Consider the following 18,694-nt stretch of genomic DNA (forward strand, 5'->3'; position numbering starts at 1 on the left):
CAATGGCGCCCGTACCAAGGCCCTTCCCCAGCCACAGTCGCATCCGCCAATCGGTTCAGCCGTGTCGCGGAAGGTTTCTCAACCAGCTAATGCTTTCCCAAGGAAAGCGGAGGTCAGCGGAATATGAGCGATACGACGTCCGTCTATCAAGCCTACCAAGGCAACACTTACCTCTTCGGCGGCAATGCGCCCTATGTCGAAGAGATGTACGAGAACTACCTCGCCAACCCAGGTAGCGTGCCAGACAATTGGCGCGAGTACTTTGATGCACTTCAACATGTGCCTGCGGTGGATGGCAGCAATGCCAAAGACGTCCCCCACCTCCCCGTCATCAACGCTTTTGCCGAGCGCGCCAAACAGGGCGGCACCAAGGTTGTTGTGGCAACGGGTGCGGACTCTGAGCTGGGCCGCAAGCGCACTGCCGTTCAGCAGCTGATCGCTGCCTACCGCAACGTGGGCCAACGCTGGGCTGATCTGGATCCCCTCAAGCGCACCGAGCGCCCCGCCATTCCTGAACTCGAACCCTCTTTCTATGGTTTCAGCGACGCTGACCAGGAAACGGTGTTCAACACGAGCAACACGTTCTTCGGCAAAGAGTCGATGCCCCTGCGCGAGTTGATCAACGCGCTGCGCGAAACATACTGCGGCTCCATCGGCGCCGAGTACATGTATGCCACTGACCAGAACCAGAAGCGCTGGTGGCAGGAAAAGCTGGAAAAGATCCGCAGCAAGCCCAGCTTTGGTGTGGACAAGAAAAAGCAGATCCTGGACCGCCTGACGGCCGCCGAAGGCCTGGAGCGTTTCCTGCACACCAAGTACGTCGGCCAGAAGCGTTTCTCCCTGGAAGGGGGTGAAAGCTTCATCGCCGCCATGGACGAGCTGATCCAGTCTGCCGGTGCCAAGGGCGTTCAGGAAATCGTGATCGGCATGGCCCACCGGGGTCGTCTCAATGTGCTGGTCAATTCGTTGGGCAAGATGCCCAAGGACTTGTTCGCCGAGTTCGACCACACCGCTCCCGAAGACCTGCCAGCCGGTGACGTGAAGTACCACCAGGGCTTCAGCTCGGATGTGACCACCCCTGGCGGCCCGGTCCACCTGTCGCTGGCATTTAATCCTTCCCACCTGGAAATCGTGAACCCCGTGGTCGAAGGCTCCGTGCGTGCCCGCATGGACCGCCGCGCCGACCCGCACGGCAAGCAGGTGCTGCCGGTGCTGGTGCATGGTGATGCGGCCTTTGCCGGCCAGGGTGTGAACCAGGAAACCCTGGCGCTGGCCCAGACCCGTGGCTACTACACGGGTGGCACGGTGCACATCATCATCAACAACCAGATCGGTTTCACCACCTCCGATCCGCGTGATACGCGTTCCACGCTGTATTGCACCGACATCGTCAAGATGATCGAGTCGCCCGTGCTGCACGTGAACGGTGATGACCCCGAAGCCGTGGTGCTGGCCACCCAGCTCGCCTTGGAGTTCCGCATGGAATTCAAGAAGGACGTGGTGGTGGACATCATCTGCTTCCGCAAACTGGGCCACAACGAGCAGGACACCCCGGCTCTGACCCAGCCGCTGATGTACAAGAAGATCGGCCAGCACCCTGGCACGCGCAAGCTCTATGCCGACAAGCTGGCGGCACAGGGCCTGGGTGAGTCGCTGGGCGACGATATGGTCAAGGCCTATCGTGCCGCCATGGATGCCGGCAAGCACACGGTCGATCCCGTCCTGACCAACTTCAAGAGCAAGTACGCCGTGGACTGGAGCCCGTTCCTGGGCAAGAAGTGGACGGACGCTGGCGACACGGCCATTCCTCTGGCTGAGTGGAAGCGCCTGGCCGAGAAGATCACGACCATTCCTGAGAGCGTGACGCCGCACCAGTTGGTCAAGAAGGTCTATGACGACCGCGCTGCCATGGGCCGTGGCGAGATCCCCGTGGACTGGGGTATGGGCGAGCACATGGCATTCGCATCGTTGGTGGCCAGCGGCTACCCCGTGCGCCTGTCGGGCGAAGACTGTGGCCGTGGCACGTTCACGCACCGCCACTCGGTTATTCATGACCAGAAGCGCGAAAAGTGGGACATCGGCACCTATGTGCCACTGCAGAATGTGGCCGAGAATCAGGCTCCGTTCGTTGTGATCGACTCGATCCTGTCGGAAGAAGCGGTGCTGGGCTTTGAATACGGCTACGCCTCCAACGACCCCAACACCCTGGTGATCTGGGAAGCGCAATTCGGCGACTTTGCCAACGGTGCGCAGGTCGTGATCGACCAGTTCATCGCCTCGGGTGAAGTGAAGTGGGGCCGCGTCAACGGCATCACGCTGATGCTGCCACACGGCTACGAAGGCCAGGGCCCTGAGCACAGCTCTGCCCGCCTCGAACGCTTCATGCAGCTGTCGGCCGACGCCAACATGCAGGTGGTGCAGCCCACCACCGCCAGCCAGATCTTCCATGTGCTGCGTCGCCAGATGGTGCGTGATCTGCGCAAGCCGCTGATCATCATGACGCCCAAGTCGCTGTTGCGTAACAAGGATGCGACTTCGCCGCTGTCCGAGTTCACCAAGGGCAGCTTCCAGACGGTGATTCCCGAGCAGGACGAGGCCATCGTCAAGAAGGCAGCCAAGGTCAAGCGTGTGATCGCCTGCTCCGGCAAGGTGTACTACGACCTCGTGAAGAAGCGCACCGAGCGCGAAGACGACGATGTGGCCATCATCCGCGTGGAGCAGCTCTACCCCTTCCCGCACAAGGCATTTGCCGCTGAAATCAAGCGCTACCCCAATGCCACCGACGTGGTGTGGTGTCAGGACGAGCCGCAGAACCAGGGCGCTTGGTTCTTCGTGCAGCACTACATCCACGAGAACATGCTCGAAGGCCAGAAGCTGGGCTATTCCGGCCGCGCGGCCTCCGCGTCACCTGCCGTGGGCTACTCGCACCTGCACCAGGAACAACAAAAGGCGCTGGTGGACGGCGCGTTTGCCAAGCTCAAGGGTTTTGTCCTGACCAAGTAAGGCCAGCTGCGACCCGATAACAGAACAAAACCCCATTCCGAAAGAATTGATATGGCTATCGTAGAAGTCAAAGTCCCCCAGCTGTCCGAATCCGTGGCCGAGGCCACCATGCTGACGTGGAAGAAAAAGGCCGGTGAGGCTGTGGCAGTGGATGAGATCCTGATCGAGATCGAAACTGACAAGGTGGTGCTTGAAGTGCCTGCCCCCTCGGCTGGTGTGCTGGCTGAAATCATCCAGGGCGACGGCGCCACCGTGGTGGCCGAGCAGCTCATTGCCAAGATCGATACCGAAGGCAAGGCCGGCGCGGCCGCTCCTGCCGCCGCTGCTGCAGCACCCGCTGCCGCCACGGCATCGGCTCCCTCCCCCGCACCAGCGGCTGTTGGCGGCTCCAAGGGCGACGTGGCGATGCCCGCTGCCGCCAAGCTGCTGGCCGAGAACAACCTGTCCGCATCGGCTGTGGCCGGCAGCGGCAAGGATGGCCGCGTGACCAAGGGCGACGTGCTCAGCGCTGTGGCTGGTGGTGCCGCCAAGGCTGCTGTGGCGGCCCCGAGCGCCATCCCCACGGGCGTGCCCACCAAGGCACTGCCCCAGGTGTCGGCCCCGGCCGCCAAGGAAGACCTGGGCGACCGCCCCGAGCAGCGCGTGCCCATGAGCCGCCTGCGCGCCCGCGTGGCCGAGCGCCTGCTGCAGTCGCAATCGACCAACGCCATCCTGACCACGTTCAACGAAGTGAACATGGCGCCGGTGATGGACATGCGCAAGAAGTTCCAGGACACGTTCACCAAGGAGCATGGCGTGAAGATCGGCTTCATGAGCTTCTTCGTGAAGGCTGCCGTGCATGCCTTGAAGAAGTACCCCGTGCTGAACGCCTCGGTCGATGGCAACGACATCGTTTACCACGGCTACTTCGACATCGGTATCGCCGTGGGCTCGCCCCGTGGCCTGGTGGTGCCTATCCTGCGCAATGCCGACCAGATGAGCTTTGCCGACATCGAGAAGAAGATCGCCGAATTCGGCAAGAAGGCCGCTGAAGGCAAGCTGGGCATTGAAGAAATGACCGGCGGCACGTTCTCGATTTCCAACGGTGGCACCTTCGGCTCGATGATGTCCACGCCCATCATCAACCCGCCCCAGTCGGCCATCCTGGGCGTGCACGCCACCAAGGACCGCGCTGTGGTGGAGAACGGCCAGATCGTTGTGCGCCCGATGAACTACCTGGCCATGTCCTACGACCACCGCATCATCGACGGCCGCGAAGCTGTGCTGGGCCTGGTGGCTATGAAGGATGCGCTGGAAGACCCATCGCGCCTGCTGTTCGACATCTAACCTCCTGACCGCATGGACCCACCCGCGTGGCCGACCTCTGGTTGTGCCCGCCGGTGGGTCTTTCTCCAACAGACTGAACGAGATTTCCCATGAGCAAACAATTTGATGTGATCGTCATCGGCGGTGGCCCCGGTGGCTACATTGCCGCCATCCGCGCAGCCCAGCTGGGCTTCAACGTCGCCTGTATCGACGAGTGGAAGAGCGACAAGGGTGGCCCCGCACCCGGCGGCACCTGCACCAATGTGGGCTGCATTCCGTCCAAGGCGCTGCTGCAATCGTCCGAGCATTTCGAACACGCCAACAAGCACTTCGCCGAGCACGGCATCACCGCCACGGGCGTCAAGATGGACGTGGCCAAGATGATTGCCCGCAAGGACACCGTCGTGAAGCAGAACAACGACGGCATCCTGTACCTGTTCAAGAAGAACAAGGTCAGCTTCTTCCATGGCCGCGGCTCTTTCGTGAAGGCTGCTGAAGGCGGCTACGAGATCAAGGTGGCTGGCGCCGCCGAAGAGTCGCTGACGGGCAAGCAGATCATCATTGCCACCGGCTCCAATGCCCGTGCGCTGCCCGGCACGCCGTTCGACGAAGAACTGGTGCTGTCCAACGACGGCGCGCTGCGCGTGGGCGCTGTGCCCAAGAAGCTCGGCCTGATCGGCTCGGGCGTGATCGGTCTGGAAATGGGCTCGGTGTGGCGCCGCCTGGGGGCCGATGTCACCATCCTCGAAGGTCTGCCCACGTTCCTGGGCGCGGTGGACGAGCAGATCGCCAAGGAAGCCAAGAAGGCCTTCGACAAGCAAGGTCTGAAGATTGAGCTGGGCGTGAAGGTCGGCGAGATCAAGACCAGCAAGAAGGGCGTGAGCATTGCCTACACCAACGCCAAGGGCGAAGCCCAGTCGCTGGACGTGGACAAGCTCATCGTCTCCATCGGCCGCGTGCCCAACACCATTGGCCTGAACGTCGAAGCAGTGGGCCTGCAGCTCGACGAGCGTGGCGCCATCGTGGTGGATGCCGACTGCAAGACCAACCTGCCCGGCGTGTGGGCGGTGGGTGACGTGGTGCGCGGCCCGATGCTGGCGCACAAGGCCGAGGAAGAGGGCGTTGCGGTGGCTGAGCGCATTGCGGGCCAGCATGGCCACGTCAATTTCAACACCGTTCCCTGGGTCATCTACACCAGCCCCGAGATCGCATGGGTGGGCCGCACCGAGCAGCAGCTCAAGGCCGACGGCGTCAAGTACAAGGCGGGCAGCTTCCCCTTCCTGGCCAACGGCCGTGCACGGGCGCTGGGTGACACCACAGGCATGGTCAAGATGCTGGCCGATGCCGAGACTGACGAGATTCTGGGCGTGCACATCGTGGGCCCGCAGGCCAGCGAGCTGATTGCCGAAGCTGTTGTGGCCATGGAATTCAAGGCCAGCAGCGAAGACATCGCTCGCATTTGCCACGCACACCCCAGCCTGAGCGAAGCCACCAAGGAAGCGGCCCTGGCCGTGGATAAGCGCACTCTGAACTTCTGATTTTTGGGTCAAATCGGGCTCTGGCGCTTATCCAATAAGCGCTAGTAGCTATAAAAATCATAGTTTCTGAGCATCCACCACGTGACTGTTAAACAGGCTTACCTGACCGAGTTGGCCGCTAAAGGCTACCAAAGTGACCCTGCCCAATTGCGCGCAGTGGATGCCCTTCAGCGTTGCGCTGATGACTGGGCCGCATACAAGGCCCAGCGTTCCAACGCACTCAAGAAGCTGATCAACCGGCCTGATGTGCCGCGCGGCGTGTACATGTATGGCGGGGTGGGGCGGGGCAAGAGCTTTCTGATGGAATGCTTTTTCGACGCCGTTCCCTTGAAGCGCAAGGTGCGCCTTCACTTTCACGAGTTCATGCGCGAAGTGCACCGCGAACTGGCGGGCCTGCAGGGCACGGTCAACCCGCTGGACGTGCTGGGCGCGCGCATTGCCAAGCGCTACAAGCTTATCTGCTTTGACGAGTTTCACGTGGCGGACATTACCGACGCCATGATCCTGCACCGCCTGCTGGCGGCACTGTTCGATAACGGTGTGGGTTTTGTGACCACTTCGAATTTCAAGCCCGACGACCTGTACCCCGACGGCCTGCACCGCGACCGCATTCTCCCCGCGATTGCCCTGCTCAATGAAAAGCTTGAAGTGGTCAACGTGGACAACGGTACCGATTACCGTCGGCGCACTCTGGAGCACGTGAAGCTGTACCACACGCCGCTGGGCCCCGAGGCAGATGCTGAAATGGGCCAGGCGTTTGACCAACTGGCCGAAGTGCACGACGAAGACCCGGTGCTGCACATCGAGGCCCGCGAGATCCGGGCTCGCCGCAAGGCCGGTGGTGTGGTGTGGTTTGACTTCAAGACCCTGTGTGGTGGCCCCCGGTCGCAGAACGACTATCTGGAAATCGCGACGCAGTTCCACACTGTGCTGCTTTCCGATGTGCCCTACATGCCGGTGAGCATGGCGTCGCCTGCGCGGCGTTTTACCTGGCTCGTGGACGTGTTGTACGACCGGCGCGTCAAGCTCATCCTGTCTGCAGCAGTACCCCCCGAACAGCTGTACACCGAAGGCCCCTTGGCGCACGAGTTTCCGCGAACGATTTCGCGGCTCAACGAGATGCAGTCCAAGGAGTTCCTGGCGCTGGAGCGCCGCACTGTCGATACGGGGCTGACATGATCTCCAGACGCTTCGTCTCTGTGGCGATTTTCTCGCTTGCCTGGGGGTTGTCGGCCTCGGCCATTGCGCAGCCGACAGCTGCTGGTGCGGAGGCCAACGGCCAGCAGGCAGCCGCCAAGGCGGCCGAACGTAAAGCGGAACACGACCGCATCCGCTCCGAACGCGAGGCCATCAAGGCCAGGCGACAACACGACGAATCGGCCTGTTACCAGCGATTTTCCGTAGAAGACTGTCTGCGCAGTGTGCGGGCGGGCGTGCGCGATGCGGAAGCCCGTTTGCGTGCACAGGAGATCGAGCTCAATGATGCCGAGCGCAAGGAAAAAGCGGCGGAGCGTCTCAAATCCATTGAAGAAAAGCAGCGCGGCGTGCCGGATAGCCCCTCAGCGGGCAGCGGTGCTGCAAGCGCTGTGGTGCGCAAGCCGTCGCAAGACCCCCAGGGCCTGAAATCGCAGCGTGACAACGAGGCTGAACAGCGAGCACAGCAGCAGCGCATTAAGGTGCAAAAGCAGGCCCAGGAGCAGGCTGCGCGCACCAGTGGCAATGCCGAGCGTGCCGCAGAGGCGCGCACACGCCACGCGCAAACGCTTCAGGCTGCGCAGGAGCGCCGCGACCGAGTCGAAAAGTCACGGGCAGAGGCCGCAGCCCAGGGGCGGGTCCCTGCGGCTCCGTTGCCAGCGGGTTCGGCAGCACGCTGAAACAGGTTTACTTGGGGTGGCTGCTCCAGGTGTTGAAAGTGCGCGTGGCGCCCAAAAGTCGCAATGGGCCGGTGGATACCGAGGCTCGGTTCGCGTCAGCGCCGCTTTCCTCAAGTGCCGCGCAGCCATTCGCCCTTTCGGCTGCCCACCCAGGCAAATGCCAGCGGGTGGGGCGCTGCTTCAGGGACGCCCTGCGTCAGCGGGTACCAGGCGAGCGACCTTCTTTTCTTCCACCAGCGCCTCCATCTTCACGATGACCAGCGAGAGGTTGTCGCCGCCGCCCCGCGCGCGGGAGCGGGCTTTTTCAATCAGAAACTCCGTGGCTTCCCGTGGCGAGAGGGAATCAACCACGGAGCCGAGTTCGGTGGGCGAAAAGTAGTGCCACACCCCATCACTGCAGGCCATGAGCACATCGCCAGGCTGCAGTTGGGGGATCACATGGGTGGTGATGGGCGGGTCGCTTTCAGTGCCGAGGCAGCCCACCAGAATGTTCGAGTGCGGATGGTTGTTGGCCTCGGCTTCGGTCAGCTCGCCCCGGTCCACGAGAGCCTGGACATAGGAGTGGTCGCTGGTGCGGAACACCATGCGCGCACCTTGGAAATGGTAGATGCGTGAATCACCGGCATGCACCCAGTGGCAGTCGCCACGCGGGTTGATGAGAAAGGCTGCGATGGTGCTGTGCGGTTCCTGCTCGGCAGAAATCGCTGTGAGCCGGATCACGATGTGAGCTTCTTCCACCATGCTCTTGAGCATGGCCACCGGGTCGTCGGTGTCGGGCGAATAGCGCTCGAAGAGCTGGCGCGCAGTCATCATGACCTGGTCGGACGCCTTGCGCCCGCCGCTGCGCCCGCCCATGCCATCGGCAATGACACCCAGTATGCAGCCATTGTGCCGCTCGTGGGAGATCAGGATCACCTGGTCTTGCTGGTACTCCCGGTCACCCTTGTGGATGCCGGTGGACGCGATGAGGCGAAACGCTTTGGTCATGCTGGTGATTGTGGGGGCGCGTACGCAAAGGGCCATCGCGCAAACGGGGGCAAGCGCGTATTATCCGCCCGCCTGTGGCATTTTTGCCATCCCACGGCCCCTTGCCTTGAACCCCAGCCTCCATTCCCCCCAACGCCAACTCATTGAGCTGCGCATCGAGCATGCTGATCTGGACGCTCTGATCGACCGGTGTGCCCCCGACGGCGTGGCGGACGAATTCACACTGCGGCGCCTCAAAAAGCGCCGCCTCGCTCTGCGTGATGCCCTGGATCGCCTGGAACGGGACCTTCAACCCCAAGAGCCCGCTTGATGGCGCTGGTGGAGATGGTGCAGGAGGTGTTTGCCCCCGGCGGCGTGCTGGCGCGGGCCGACACGCATTTCCAGCCGCGCGAAGGCCAGACGCAAATGGCCATGGCCGTGGCGCACACCATCGAAACAGGCGGGGCGCTGGTCGTGGAGGCAGGCACGGGGGTGGGCAAGACTTTTTCCTATCTGGTCCCGGCACTCCTGAGCGGCGAGCGGGTGCTGTTGTCCACCGCCACCAAGGCCTTGCAGGACCAGCTGTTTGCGCGCGATCTTCCGCGCCTGGCGCAGACCCTGGGCTTGCCGGTGCGCATGGCGCTTCTGAAGGGCAGGGCGAGCTATCTGTGCCTGTACCGCATGGAACTGGCCCGCCAGGACGTGTCTGCCCGTGAGCCTGGCGTGGCACGGGTTTTGGCCAAGGTCGAGAGTTGGTCGCATGGCACGCGCTCGGGCGACTTGGCGGAGCTGACGGGGTTGGACGAACGCTCGCCCGTGATACCGCTGGTCACTTCCACCCGTGAGAACTGCCTGGGCTCGCAGTGCTCCCGCTTTCGCGAATGCCACGTGCATTTGGCGCGGCGCGAGGCCTTGGCGGCGGACATCGTGGTCATCAACCACCACCTTTTCTTCGCCGATGTGGCTGTGCGCGAGTCGGGCATGGCCGAGCTCTTACCGTCCGTGCGTGTGGTGGTGTTTGATGAGGCGCACCAGATCAACGAGACGGGCGTGCAGTTTCTGGGGCTTACGCTGTCCACGGGCCAGCTAATGGATTTTGGCAGGGACCTGCTGGCAGCAGGGCTGCAGCATGCGCGGGGCCTTGCGGACTGGACGGGGCTTGCGAGCCAGGTGGATCTGTCTGCCCGGGATTTGCGCTTGGCGGCGGGAGATATGCGGGGCAGCGCAAAGCTGCGCTGGACCGATGAAACGCCGGAGAGCGTCAGGCCGGATGAATGGCAGACTGCCCTGCGCCGCGTGTCGCTCGACTGCGCCCAGGCGCAGGAGGCGCTCGACACTGTCAGCGAAATAGCGCCCGACTTTGTGCGCCTGTATGAGCGCGGGACTGAACTGCTGGCGCGCCTGGCCCATTTTTCTGGCCCCGGCAATCCGGATGCGGTGCGCTGGGTCGATGTGGGGCCGCAGCTGCGCTTGACGGAGTCCCCGCTGGACATTGCCGAGGCCATGCGCACACGCCTGCTGGCCACCCCTGCGGAACCCGTGGGTGACGATGGGTGGCCCGGGGAGCCTGCTGCCGGACCCGGCAGGGCCTGGGTCTTCACCTCGGCCACCTTGGGCGATGACGAGCAACTGAGCTGGTTCACGGAGCGGGCGGGTTTGCAAGACGCGCAGATCCTGCGGGTTGCGAGCCCGTTTGACTATGGGGCGCAGGCAGCACTGTATGTGCCACGCCACCTGCCGTCTCCGGCCGATCCTTCGCACAGCAAGGCGCTTGCGCGCTGGGTGGGCGAGGCTGCAGCCCAACTGGGTGGCCGCACCCTGGTGCTGACCACGACGCTCAAGGCCTTGCGCACCATTGGCGATGCGTTGAAAGCGCAGTTTGCGGGCTCTGCTGCCCTGGAAGTGCTGGTGCAGGGCGAGTGGCCCAAACGGCGGCTGATGGAGCGTTTTCGCGAAGGGAGCGAGCACGGGCAGCAAGGCTGTGTGCTGGTGGCTTCCGCGACGTTCTGGGAAGGGTTTGATGTGCCTGGGGATTCCTTGCAGCTTGTTGTGATTGACAAGCTTCCTTTTCCTCCCCCGGGCGACCCTTTGGTGGAGGCGCGTACACAGCGTATTGAGAAATCTGGCGGGAAAGCGTTCAAGTCTTACGCGCTGCCCGAGGCAGCCGTTGCGCTCAAGCAGGGGGCGGGGCGGTTGATCCGGCGTGAGTCCGACCAGGGCATTCTGGTGGTGGGTGACACCCGCCTTGTCACCATGGGCTATGGCAAGCGCCTGCTGGCGGCCTTGCCCCCGATGCGGCGCCTGGAGTCAGAGCCTGAGTTTGAAGCTGCTCTTCAGGCGCTTACCAGAGCTTCCACCACGGCTCCGCCTTTTCCTTGAGGCCACCGCGCAGATAGGCGCTTTGGGGGTACGAAGTGTCCATCACGCGGCGTGCATCGTCGCGCAGCTGCGTCATGCCCAGTGCGTCGTACGACTGGATGAGGATGTACAGAGCTTCTTCGAGCGCGGGCACGCCCTGGTAGTCCGCCAGGGCTACCTGGGCACGGCTGATGGCTGCCACATACGCGCCCCGCTGGAAGTAGTAGCGCGCCACATGCACTTCGTACTGCGCGAGCGAATTCACGATGTACGTCATGCGCTGGCGTGCATCCTGTGCGTAGCGGGATTCCGGGAAGCGGGTGGCCAGCTCACTGAAGGCCTCAAAGGAGTCCTTGGCTGCTTTCTGGTCGCGCTCGGAAAGGTCCTGGCGCGAGATGAACGAGAACAGACCGAGGTTGTCGTTAAAGTTCACCAAGCCCTTGAGGTACAGCGCATAGTCAAGCGCAGGGCTGGCGGGATGGAGCTTCATGAAGCGGTCCAGCGTTGCAATGGCCTGGGCTTTTTCGCCAGCCTTGTAGTGCGCGTAGGCCTTGTCGATCTGGGCCTGCTGCGCCAGCGGGGTGCCGGCCGCCCGCCCCTCCAGCTTTTCGAGCAGAGGAACCGCCTTGTCGTAGGCGCCGCTGTTCATTTCGTCCTGCGCTTCCGAATGGATGCGATTGGGGCTCCAGTTGGCCGTTTTGTCTTCGGTTGTGCTGGAGCAACCCGCCAGCAGACCAGCAAGCAGCAGGGCAGAAACGAGGGGCAGTGGGGCACGCAGCATCGCAGGCAGCTTTCAGCAAAAAAAGGAAACAGGGGTGCAGGATAGCTGGGCCGGTCCAGAGGGCCGGGCGCCGCTGGCATCCAGGGCACGAAAAAGCATTGTACTGGGGGTGGCACCTGTCAAGAGGCGTTGCGCTGCCAGCTTTCTCTCGGCGGAGGTGCTGGGCTTTCTACAATGGCCCCCATGTTTGTTCACTTGCGCCTGCACACCGAGTTCTCCGTCGTAGACGGTACCAATCGAATCGATGAGGTGGCCAAGGCGGCTGCCAAAGACGGCCAGCCTGCACTGGCCATCACCGATCTCAACAACCTTTTTGGCGCGGTCAAGTTCTACAAGGAGGCGCGGGGCAAGGGCGTCAAGCCCATCCTGGGGGCCGAGATTTTTCTGGAAGGCGAAGCGGGCGCGGCCCCCTCACGCCTGATCGTCCTGGTGCAGAACCGCCAGGGCTACCTCAATCTGTCCGAACTGCTCGCGCGCGCGTGGACGCGCAATGTCGTCAAGAACCTGGCCCTGTGCACCTGGGCCTGGCTGGAAGAGTTGTCGGAAGGGCTGATTGCCCTGGCCGGGGCACAGGCTGGGCCTGTGGGCCAAGCTCTCCTGAAGGGGGATGAGTCGGGCGCCGCAGAGCTTGCCTTGCGCCTGGCAGGGCTGTTTCCACACCGGTTTTACATCGAGTTGCAGCGTGCGGGCCGTGTCGACGATGAAAGCCACGTGGTGGCTGCTGCACAGTTGGCGGCGCGCCTGAGCTTGCCCGTGGTGGCTACACATCCTGTGCAGTTCGCCACTCCAGACGACTATGAGGCCCACGAGGCGCGTGTCTGTATTGCAGAGGGGGAGATCCTGGCCAACCCGCGCCGCGTGCGCAAGTTCACGCGCGACCAGTATTTCAAGTCGTCTGCAGAAATGCAGGCCTTGTTCGCTGATGTTCCGTCGGCCATCGCGAACACGGTGGAAATTGCCCAGCGTTGCAACCTCACGCTGGTGCTTGGCAAGCCGCAGTTGCCGGACTTTCCCACCCCCAATGGCATGCCGATCGATGAATTCTTTCGTTTTGCCTCGTTCGAGGGGCTGGAGGAGCGCCTGAAGCTTCTCTTCCCCAAGGAGTCCGACCGCGACCAGCAGCGTCCCCGCTATGTGGAACGCCTGGAGTTCGAGATTGGAACCATTCTCAAGATGGGTTTTCCGGGCTACTTCCTCATCGTGGGGGACTTCATCCAGTGGGCCAAGGCCAACGGGTGCCCCGTGGGGCCGGGACGGGGATCGGGTGCCGGTTCGCTGGTGGCATATGCCCTCAAGATCACCGACCTGGATCCGCTGCAATACAACCTGCTGTTCGAGCGGTTTCTGAATCCCGAGCGGGTGTCCATGCCTGACTTCGACATTGACTTTTGCCAGTCCAATCGTGACCGGGTGATCGACTATGTGAAGGACAAGTACGGCAAGAATGCCGTGAGCCAGATTGCCACCTTCGGGACCATGGCTGCCAAAGCCGCCATCCGCGACGTGGGCCGGGTGATGGACATGAGCTACATGTTCTGCGACGGCATCTCCAAGCTGGTACCGGGCAAGCCCGGTATGTCGTACACGCTGGCCTATCCGCCCGAGGTGAAAAAGGAAGGCGACAAGAACAACTACGCACTGGAGCTGGAGCCGCTGCTGTACGAACGCGTGCAGAAGGAAGAAGACGTCAAGACCATCATCGAGATGGCGCAAAAACTCGAAGGCATGACCCGCAACATCGGTATGCACGCGGGTGGGGTTTTGATTGCGCCTGGCAAGCTCACGGATTTCTGCCCGCTCTACCAGCAGCCGGGCAGCGAATCGGCTGTGAGCCAGTACGACAAGGACGACGTGGAAGCTATTGGCCTTGTGAAGTTCGACTTCTTGGGTCTCGCCACTCTCACCATTCTGGAAATCGCGCGTGAGTTCATCATCAAGCGCCACAAAGGCCAGGAGAACTTCGCCTTCGAGAACATTCCGCTGGATGATGGCCCCACCTACCGGCTGTTTTCCGACGGCAAGACCGAGGCCGTGTTTCAGTTTGAAAGCCGTGGCATGCAGGGCATGCTCAAGGAAGCGAAGCCGAGTCGGCTTGAAGACCTGATTGCACTGAACGCGCTGTACCGTCCGGGTCCCATGGATCTGATCCCGAGTTTCGTGAACCGCAAACACGGCAAGGAAGTGGTGGAGTACCCCCATCCGCTGGTGGAGCCCGTGCTGGCCGAGACCTACGGGATCATGGTGTACCAGGAGCAGGTGATGCAGACCGCCCAGGTGCTGGGGGGCTACAGCCTGGGCGGCGCCGACATGCTGCGCCGCGCCATGGGCAAGAAGAAGGCCGAGGAGATGGCCGAGCACCGGGAGATCTTCCGAAAGGGTGCGGCCGAAAAGAACATCAGCCAGGAGAAGGCTGACGAAGTGTTCGATTTGATGGAGAAGTTTGCAGGCTACGGCTTTAACAAGTCGCACGCGGCTGCTTACTCCCTGTTGGCTTACCACACGGGTTGGCTCAAGGTGCACTTCACCGCAGAGTTCTTCTGCGCCAACATGACCGTGGAAATGGATGACACCGACAAGCTCAAGGTGCTGTTCGAAGACGCGCAAAAAATGGGGCTCTCTTTCGAGCCGCCGGACGTCAACCGTGGCTTCTACCGGTTCGAGCCCGTGACCGACAAAATCATCCGCTACGGCCTGGGCGCCGTTAAGGGCACGGGCCAGCAGGCCATCGAGGCCATGGTGGCGGCGCGTGAGGGGCGTGGCGAAGGGCCCCACGGCGCCACCACCGGGCCTTTCAAGAGCCTTTTCGATTTCTGCCTGCGCGTGGACAAGGCGCGCATGAACAAGCGCACGGTGGAGGCGCTGATCAAGGCGGGTGCATTTGATTCCATCAACATGAACCGGGCATCGATGGTGGCCTCGATCGACCGGGCTTTTGACTTTGCGGCTGCCACGCTGGCCAACGTGAACCAGGGTGGCTTGTTCGACATGATGGGCGATGATGCCCATGGTTCCAGTACGCAGGAGCCCGAGCTGGTGGACGCTGTTCCCTGGGGGATCAAGGAGCGACTCACCCTGGAGAAAACGGCGGTCGGTTTCTATCTGTCCGGCCATCTGTTCGATGAAGTGGCCACGGAGGTGCGCCGCTTTGTGCGCACCCAGATCGATGAGCTGCTGGATAGTCGCGAACCCCAGGTCTTGGCCGGGATCATCAGTGATTTCCGGGTCATCAATGGACAGCGGGGCAAATTGGGCCTGTTCAAACTGGACGACAAGTCTGCCGTCATTGAGGCGTCTGCCGATGAGGCCTTGCTCAACACGTACCGCAATCAGCTCAAGGAAGACGAGTTCGTGGTGATGATGGGCCGCTTGCAACTGGACCATTTCAGCGGTGGCCTGCGCGTGAAGGTGCAACAGGTGTGGGATTTGGCAGGGGCGCGTTGCCGTTTTGGCAAATACCTGCATGTCACCGTCGGCGACAAGGGGCCGGATGTGCACCGCCTGGTCAAGGAGTTTCCGCCGCGCAGAGAGGAGCTTGCCGAGGGTGAATTGCTCCACGGCCTGCGTGTGCGCATGGGTGTGCGCTGTGTGGCGCAGGATGCGGCCGCTGTGGCGGAGCTGCAACTGGGTGAGAGCGCCCGTTTTTATCCCACCGATGCTGCGCTGGCCGCCTGGACCGCCCAGGCGGGCAGTGGTTCGGCCACCGTGGTTTACGAATAAATCGGGTGTTGGGAACCATTCGGTGAATATCGTGAAGGCGACAGCTTGAAAAAAACCGGATCAACGTCAGATTTCTCTCACGGCAGCATGCCGCGCGGATCGCTAGAATGATTTTCATGGCAACAAAACCACCTTCACCCCCCACCGCGCTGCCCGTGACCCGGCCCGCGCGGGATGATGGCGGTTCGGTCGTGCTCGAAAGACGCACCCAGAAGACCCAGCCGCCGCAGATGTACCAGGTGGTCATGCTCAATGACGACTACACCCCCATGGAGTTCGTCATCGTGGTTTTGCAGGAGTTTTTCAGCAAGGACCGTGAACAAGCCACCCAGATCATGTTGAAGATCCATCTCGATGGCAAAGGCGTCTGCGGTGTTTATTCCCGCGATGTGGCTGCCACCAAGGTGGAACAAGTGCTTGACGCCGCCCTCAAGGCGGGCCACCCACTCCAATGTGTCAGTGAACCTGTTGAATAACAGGTTTTTGATCCCGATCTACAGTTATCCCTTCCACGCAAGCACAAAGGAGTTCACATGATTGCCCAGGAACTGGAAGTCAGCTTGCACATGGCCTTTGTTGAGGCCCGTCAGCAGCGCCACGAGTTCATCACCGTGGAGCATCTGTTGCTTGCACTGCTCGATAACCCCAGCGCAGCGGAGGTGCTGCGCGCATGTTCGGCCAATATCGATGATCTGCGCTCATCGCTGGCAAACTTCATCAAAGACAACACGCCCCAGGTGGCTGGCACCGATGAGGTGGACACGCAGCCCACGCTGGGATTCCAGCGTGTGATCCAGCGCGCCATCATGCACGTGCAGTCCACGGGCAATGGCAAGAAGGAAGTCACGGGTGCCAACGTGCTCGTGGCCATCTTTGGCGAGAAGGATTCGCATGCCGTGTACTACCTGCACCAGCAGGGCGTGACGCGCCTGGACGTGGTCAATTTCATTGCCCACGGTATCAAGAAGGGCGAACCCCCAGAGCCTGCCAAGCCGGACAACCAGGCGGAAGGCGAAGAGGGTGGTTCTTCTGAGCGCAACGAGAAAGCCTCGCCGCTGGAACAGTTCACCCAGAACCTGAACCAGGCCGCCAAAGACGGAAAGATCGATCCGCTGATCGGGCGCCACTACGAGGTGGAGCGCACGATCCAGATCCTGTGCCGCCGCCGCAAGAACAACCCACTGCTGGTGGGTGAAGCTGGCGTGGGCAAGACGGCGATTGCCGAGGGTCTGGCCTGGCGGATTACCCAGAACGATGTGCCTGAAATCTTGGCCGAGGCCACGGTGTACTCGCTCGACATGGGCGCATTGCTGGCAGGCACCAAGTACCGGGGTGATTTTGAGCAGCGCCTCAAGGGCGTTCTCAAGTCGCTGAAGGACAAGCCCAATGCGATTTTGTTCATCGACGAGATCCATACGCTGATCGGTGCGGGTGCCGCGTCGGGCGGCACGCTGGATGCCTCCAACCTGCTCAAGCCCGCGCTTTCCAGCGGCCAGCTCAAGTGCATTGGCGCAACGACCTTCACGGAATACCGTGGCATCTTCGAAAAAGATGCAGCGCTGTCGCGCCGTTTCCAGAAGGTGGACGTGGTGGAGCCCAGCGTGGCCGAAACCATCGACATCCTCAAGGGCCTGAAGTCGCGCTTTGAAGAGCACCACAGCGTGAAGTACGCGGCGGCCGCCCTGCAGGCTGCAGCCGAGCTGAGCGCCAAGTACATCAATGACCGCCATCTGCCTGACAAGGCGATTGACGTCATTGACGAAGCCGGTGCTGCGCAGCGCATCATGGTGCCGAGCAAGCGCAAGAAGACCATCGGCAAGGCCGAGATCGAAGAGATCGTGGCCAAGATTGCGCGTATTCCGCCTGCGAATGTGTCCAATGACGACCGTGGCAAGCTCCAGACGCTGGAACGCGACCTGAAGAGTGTGGTGTTCGGCCAGGACAAGGCCCTGGAAGTGCTGGCCAGCGCGGTCAAGATGGCGCGGTCCGGACTGGGCAAGGGCGACAAGCCCATCGGCTCGTTCCTGTTCAGCGGCCCCACTGGCGTGGGCAAGACCGAGGCGGCCAAGCAACTGGCCTACATCATGGGCATCGAGCTCTTGCGCTTCGACATGTCGGAGTACATGGAGCGCCATGCGGTCAGCCGCCTGATTGGTGCGCCTCCGGGCTATGTCGGGTTCGACCAGGGTGGCCTGTTGACCGAAGCCATCACCAAGAAGCCGCACGCTGTGCTGCTGCTCGACGAAATCGAGAAGGCGCACCCGGACATCTTCAACGTGCTGCTGCAGGTGATGGACCATGGCACGCTGACCGACAACAACGGGCGCAAGGCCGACTTCCGCAACGTCCTGATCATCATGACGACGAATGCGGGCGCCGAGACCATGAACAAGGCGACGATTGGCTTCACCAACCCGCGCCAGGCGGGCGACGAAATGGGCGACATCAAGCGCCTCTTCACGCCCGAGTTCCGCAACCGGCTGGATGCCATCGTCAACTTCAAGGCGCTCGACGAGCAGATCATCCTGCGCGTGGTGGACAAGTTCCTGCTGCAGCTGGAGACGCAACTGGCCGAGAAGAAGGTGGAGGTTACCTTTACCGATACGCTGCGCAAGCACTTGGCCAAGAAGGGTTTCGATCCGCTCATGGGCGCCCGCCCGATGCAGCGTCTGATCCAGGACACCATCCGCCGCGCGCTGGCCGACGAGCTGCTCTTCGGTCGCCTGACGGACGGTGGGCGTCTGACGGTCGATATCGAGGTGAAGACCGACGACAAGGGCGTGGAAACCTCCGAGGTGCTGCTGGACATCCAGCCGCTGGCCAAGAAGGAACGCTCGGCCAAGTCCGAGCCCGCCGAGCCCGAGGAAGCCACGGCGGACTGATGGGCACTGGCGCCACTGGCGCTTTGCCGACACGTACCGCACTCTCCAGACGCCAGCCATCATTGCGATGGCTGGCTTTTTTTTGTCCGTAGTGCAGTGTCAACAGCGTGGTGGCGGCGAAGTTTGCACAGGCAGTCTTTGACGAGCTGGATCAGCGAACTGGTGTGCGCGAACGCCGTCCGGTGCCCCAAAATCATTGAAACGTTTTCGCACAGTTCCGTGGCGAACCAGCACCTTTGCGGCGGCATACTGCGCGCTGACTGAGGAGAC

General features: G+C 62.1%; 12 protein-coding genes. 10 read left to right on the forward strand and 2 right to left on the reverse strand.

All coding sequences use genetic code 11. The features are described 5' to 3' along the window. Nucleotides 1-123: 123 nt before the first annotated feature. From ACSQ22_RS00980 to ACSQ22_RS01000, 5 genes are all read left to right on the forward strand, one after another. Complete coding sequence (locus ACSQ22_RS00980; protein ID WP_055396677.1) at nt 124-3,003, forward strand: 2-oxoglutarate dehydrogenase E1 component; 2,880 nt, start codon at nt 124-126, stop codon at nt 3,001-3,003. A gap of 51 nt (nt 3,004-3,054) precedes the next feature. Then, nucleotides 3,055-4,329: a 2-oxoglutarate dehydrogenase complex dihydrolipoyllysine-residue succinyltransferase gene (odhB, locus tag ACSQ22_RS00985; protein ID WP_306553301.1), complete on the forward strand. Its 1,275-nt coding sequence runs from the start codon at nt 3,055-3,057 to the stop codon at nt 4,327-4,329. A gap of 89 nt (nt 4,330-4,418) precedes the next feature. Then, the gene (lpdA, locus tag ACSQ22_RS00990) at nt 4,419-5,846 is read left to right on the forward strand and encodes a dihydrolipoyl dehydrogenase (protein WP_436129134.1); all 1,428 of its coding nucleotides are present in this window, start codon (nt 4,419-4,421) and stop codon (nt 5,844-5,846) included. 81 nt (nt 5,847-5,927) lie between these two features. Next, nucleotides 5,928-7,025 carry a cell division protein ZapE gene (gene zapE, locus ACSQ22_RS00995; RefSeq protein WP_228895768.1) on the forward strand — a complete coding sequence of 366 codons (1,098 nt, stop codon included), beginning with the start codon at nt 5,928-5,930 and terminating at the stop codon, nt 7,023-7,025. Next, nucleotides 7,022-7,720: a hypothetical protein gene (locus ACSQ22_RS01000; RefSeq protein ID WP_436129135.1), complete on the forward strand. Its 699-nt coding sequence runs from the start codon at nt 7,022-7,024 to the stop codon at nt 7,718-7,720. Before zapE ends, ACSQ22_RS01000 begins: the two co-directional genes overlap by 4 nt. Nucleotides 7,721-7,900: 180 nt before the next feature. Here the strand turns inward: ACSQ22_RS01000 and ACSQ22_RS01005 are convergent, their stop codons facing one another. Then, on the reverse strand, nt 7,901-8,707 hold the full coding sequence (locus tag ACSQ22_RS01005; RefSeq protein WP_121420339.1) for a PP2C family protein-serine/threonine phosphatase: 807 nt from the start codon (nt 8,705-8,707) through the stop codon (nt 7,901-7,903). 106 nt (nt 8,708-8,813) lie between these two features. On the opposite strand from ACSQ22_RS01005, the gene ACSQ22_RS01010 reads away from it, so the two are divergent. Then, on the forward strand, nt 8,814-9,017 hold the full coding sequence (locus ACSQ22_RS01010; RefSeq protein WP_055396751.1) for a YdcH family protein: 204 nt from the start codon (nt 8,814-8,816) through the stop codon (nt 9,015-9,017). Further along, nucleotides 9,017-11,065, forward strand: coding sequence for an ATP-dependent DNA helicase (locus ACSQ22_RS01015; RefSeq protein WP_436129136.1), 2,049 nt, complete (start codon nt 9,017-9,019; stop codon nt 11,063-11,065). The genes ACSQ22_RS01010 and ACSQ22_RS01015 overlap by 1 nt, the downstream gene beginning before the upstream one ends. On the opposite strand, the gene ACSQ22_RS01020 is transcribed toward ACSQ22_RS01015, so the two are convergent. Continuing rightward, entirely contained in the window at nt 11,028-11,825 is a 798-nt protein-coding gene (locus ACSQ22_RS01020) for an outer membrane protein assembly factor BamD (RefSeq protein WP_055396690.1), read from the reverse strand. The two genes, ACSQ22_RS01015 and ACSQ22_RS01020, sit on opposite strands and share 38 nt — an antisense overlap. 183 nt (nt 11,826-12,008) lie before the next feature. On the opposite strand from ACSQ22_RS01020, the gene dnaE reads away from it, so the two are divergent. The 3 genes from dnaE to clpA all read left to right on the forward strand — a co-directional run bounded on the left by dnaE (nt 12,009) and on the right by clpA (nt 18,424). After that, nucleotides 12,009-15,542, forward strand: coding sequence for a DNA polymerase III subunit alpha (dnaE, locus tag ACSQ22_RS01025; RefSeq protein WP_436129137.1), 3,534 nt, complete (start codon nt 12,009-12,011; stop codon nt 15,540-15,542). Between the two features lie 107 nt (nt 15,543-15,649). Next, complete coding sequence (clpS, locus tag ACSQ22_RS01030) at nt 15,650-16,018, forward strand: ATP-dependent Clp protease adapter ClpS (protein ID WP_055396693.1); 369 nt, start codon at nt 15,650-15,652, stop codon at nt 16,016-16,018. Nucleotides 16,019-16,075: 57 nt separating this feature from the next. Further along, nucleotides 16,076-18,424 (forward strand): ATP-dependent Clp protease ATP-binding subunit ClpA, encoded by a 2,349-nt coding sequence (clpA, locus tag ACSQ22_RS01035; protein ID WP_055396695.1) that lies wholly within the window; start codon nt 16,076-16,078, stop codon nt 18,422-18,424. The last annotated feature ends 270 nt before the right edge of the window (nt 18,425-18,694 follow it).

Source organism: Acidovorax sp. LjRoot38, assembly GCF_964252975.1.
Lineage (GTDB): Bacteria > Pseudomonadota > Gammaproteobacteria > Burkholderiales > Burkholderiaceae_C > Acidovorax > Acidovorax facilis.

Excerpts from the sequence above, each read along its gene's own strand:
- ACSQ22_RS00980 (WP_055396677.1), top strand. The coding sequence starts at position 124 with ATGAGCGATACGACGTCCGTCTATCAAGCCTACCAAGGCAACACTTAC.
- odhB (WP_306553301.1), top strand. The coding sequence starts at position 3,055 with ATGGCTATCGTAGAAGTCAAAGTCCCCCAGCTGTCCGAATCCGTGGCC.
- lpdA (WP_436129134.1), top strand. The coding sequence starts at position 4,419 with ATGAGCAAACAATTTGATGTGATCGTCATCGGCGGTGGCCCCGGTGGC.
- ACSQ22_RS01000 (WP_436129135.1), top strand. The coding sequence starts at position 7,022 with ATGATCTCCAGACGCTTCGTCTCTGTGGCGATTTTCTCGCTTGCCTGG.
- ACSQ22_RS01005 (WP_121420339.1), bottom strand. The coding sequence starts at position 8,707 with ATGACCAAAGCGTTTCGCCTCATCGCGTCCACCGGCATCCACAAGGGT.
- ACSQ22_RS01015 (WP_436129136.1), top strand. The coding sequence starts at position 9,017 with ATGGCGCTGGTGGAGATGGTGCAGGAGGTGTTTGCCCCCGGCGGCGTG.
- ACSQ22_RS01020 (WP_055396690.1), bottom strand. The coding sequence starts at position 11,825 with ATGCTGCGTGCCCCACTGCCCCTCGTTTCTGCCCTGCTGCTTGCTGGT.
- dnaE (WP_436129137.1), top strand. The coding sequence starts at position 12,009 with ATGTTTGTTCACTTGCGCCTGCACACCGAGTTCTCCGTCGTAGACGGT.
- clpS (WP_055396693.1), top strand. The coding sequence starts at position 15,650 with ATGATTTTCATGGCAACAAAACCACCTTCACCCCCCACCGCGCTGCCC.
- clpA (WP_055396695.1), top strand. The coding sequence starts at position 16,076 with ATGATTGCCCAGGAACTGGAAGTCAGCTTGCACATGGCCTTTGTTGAG.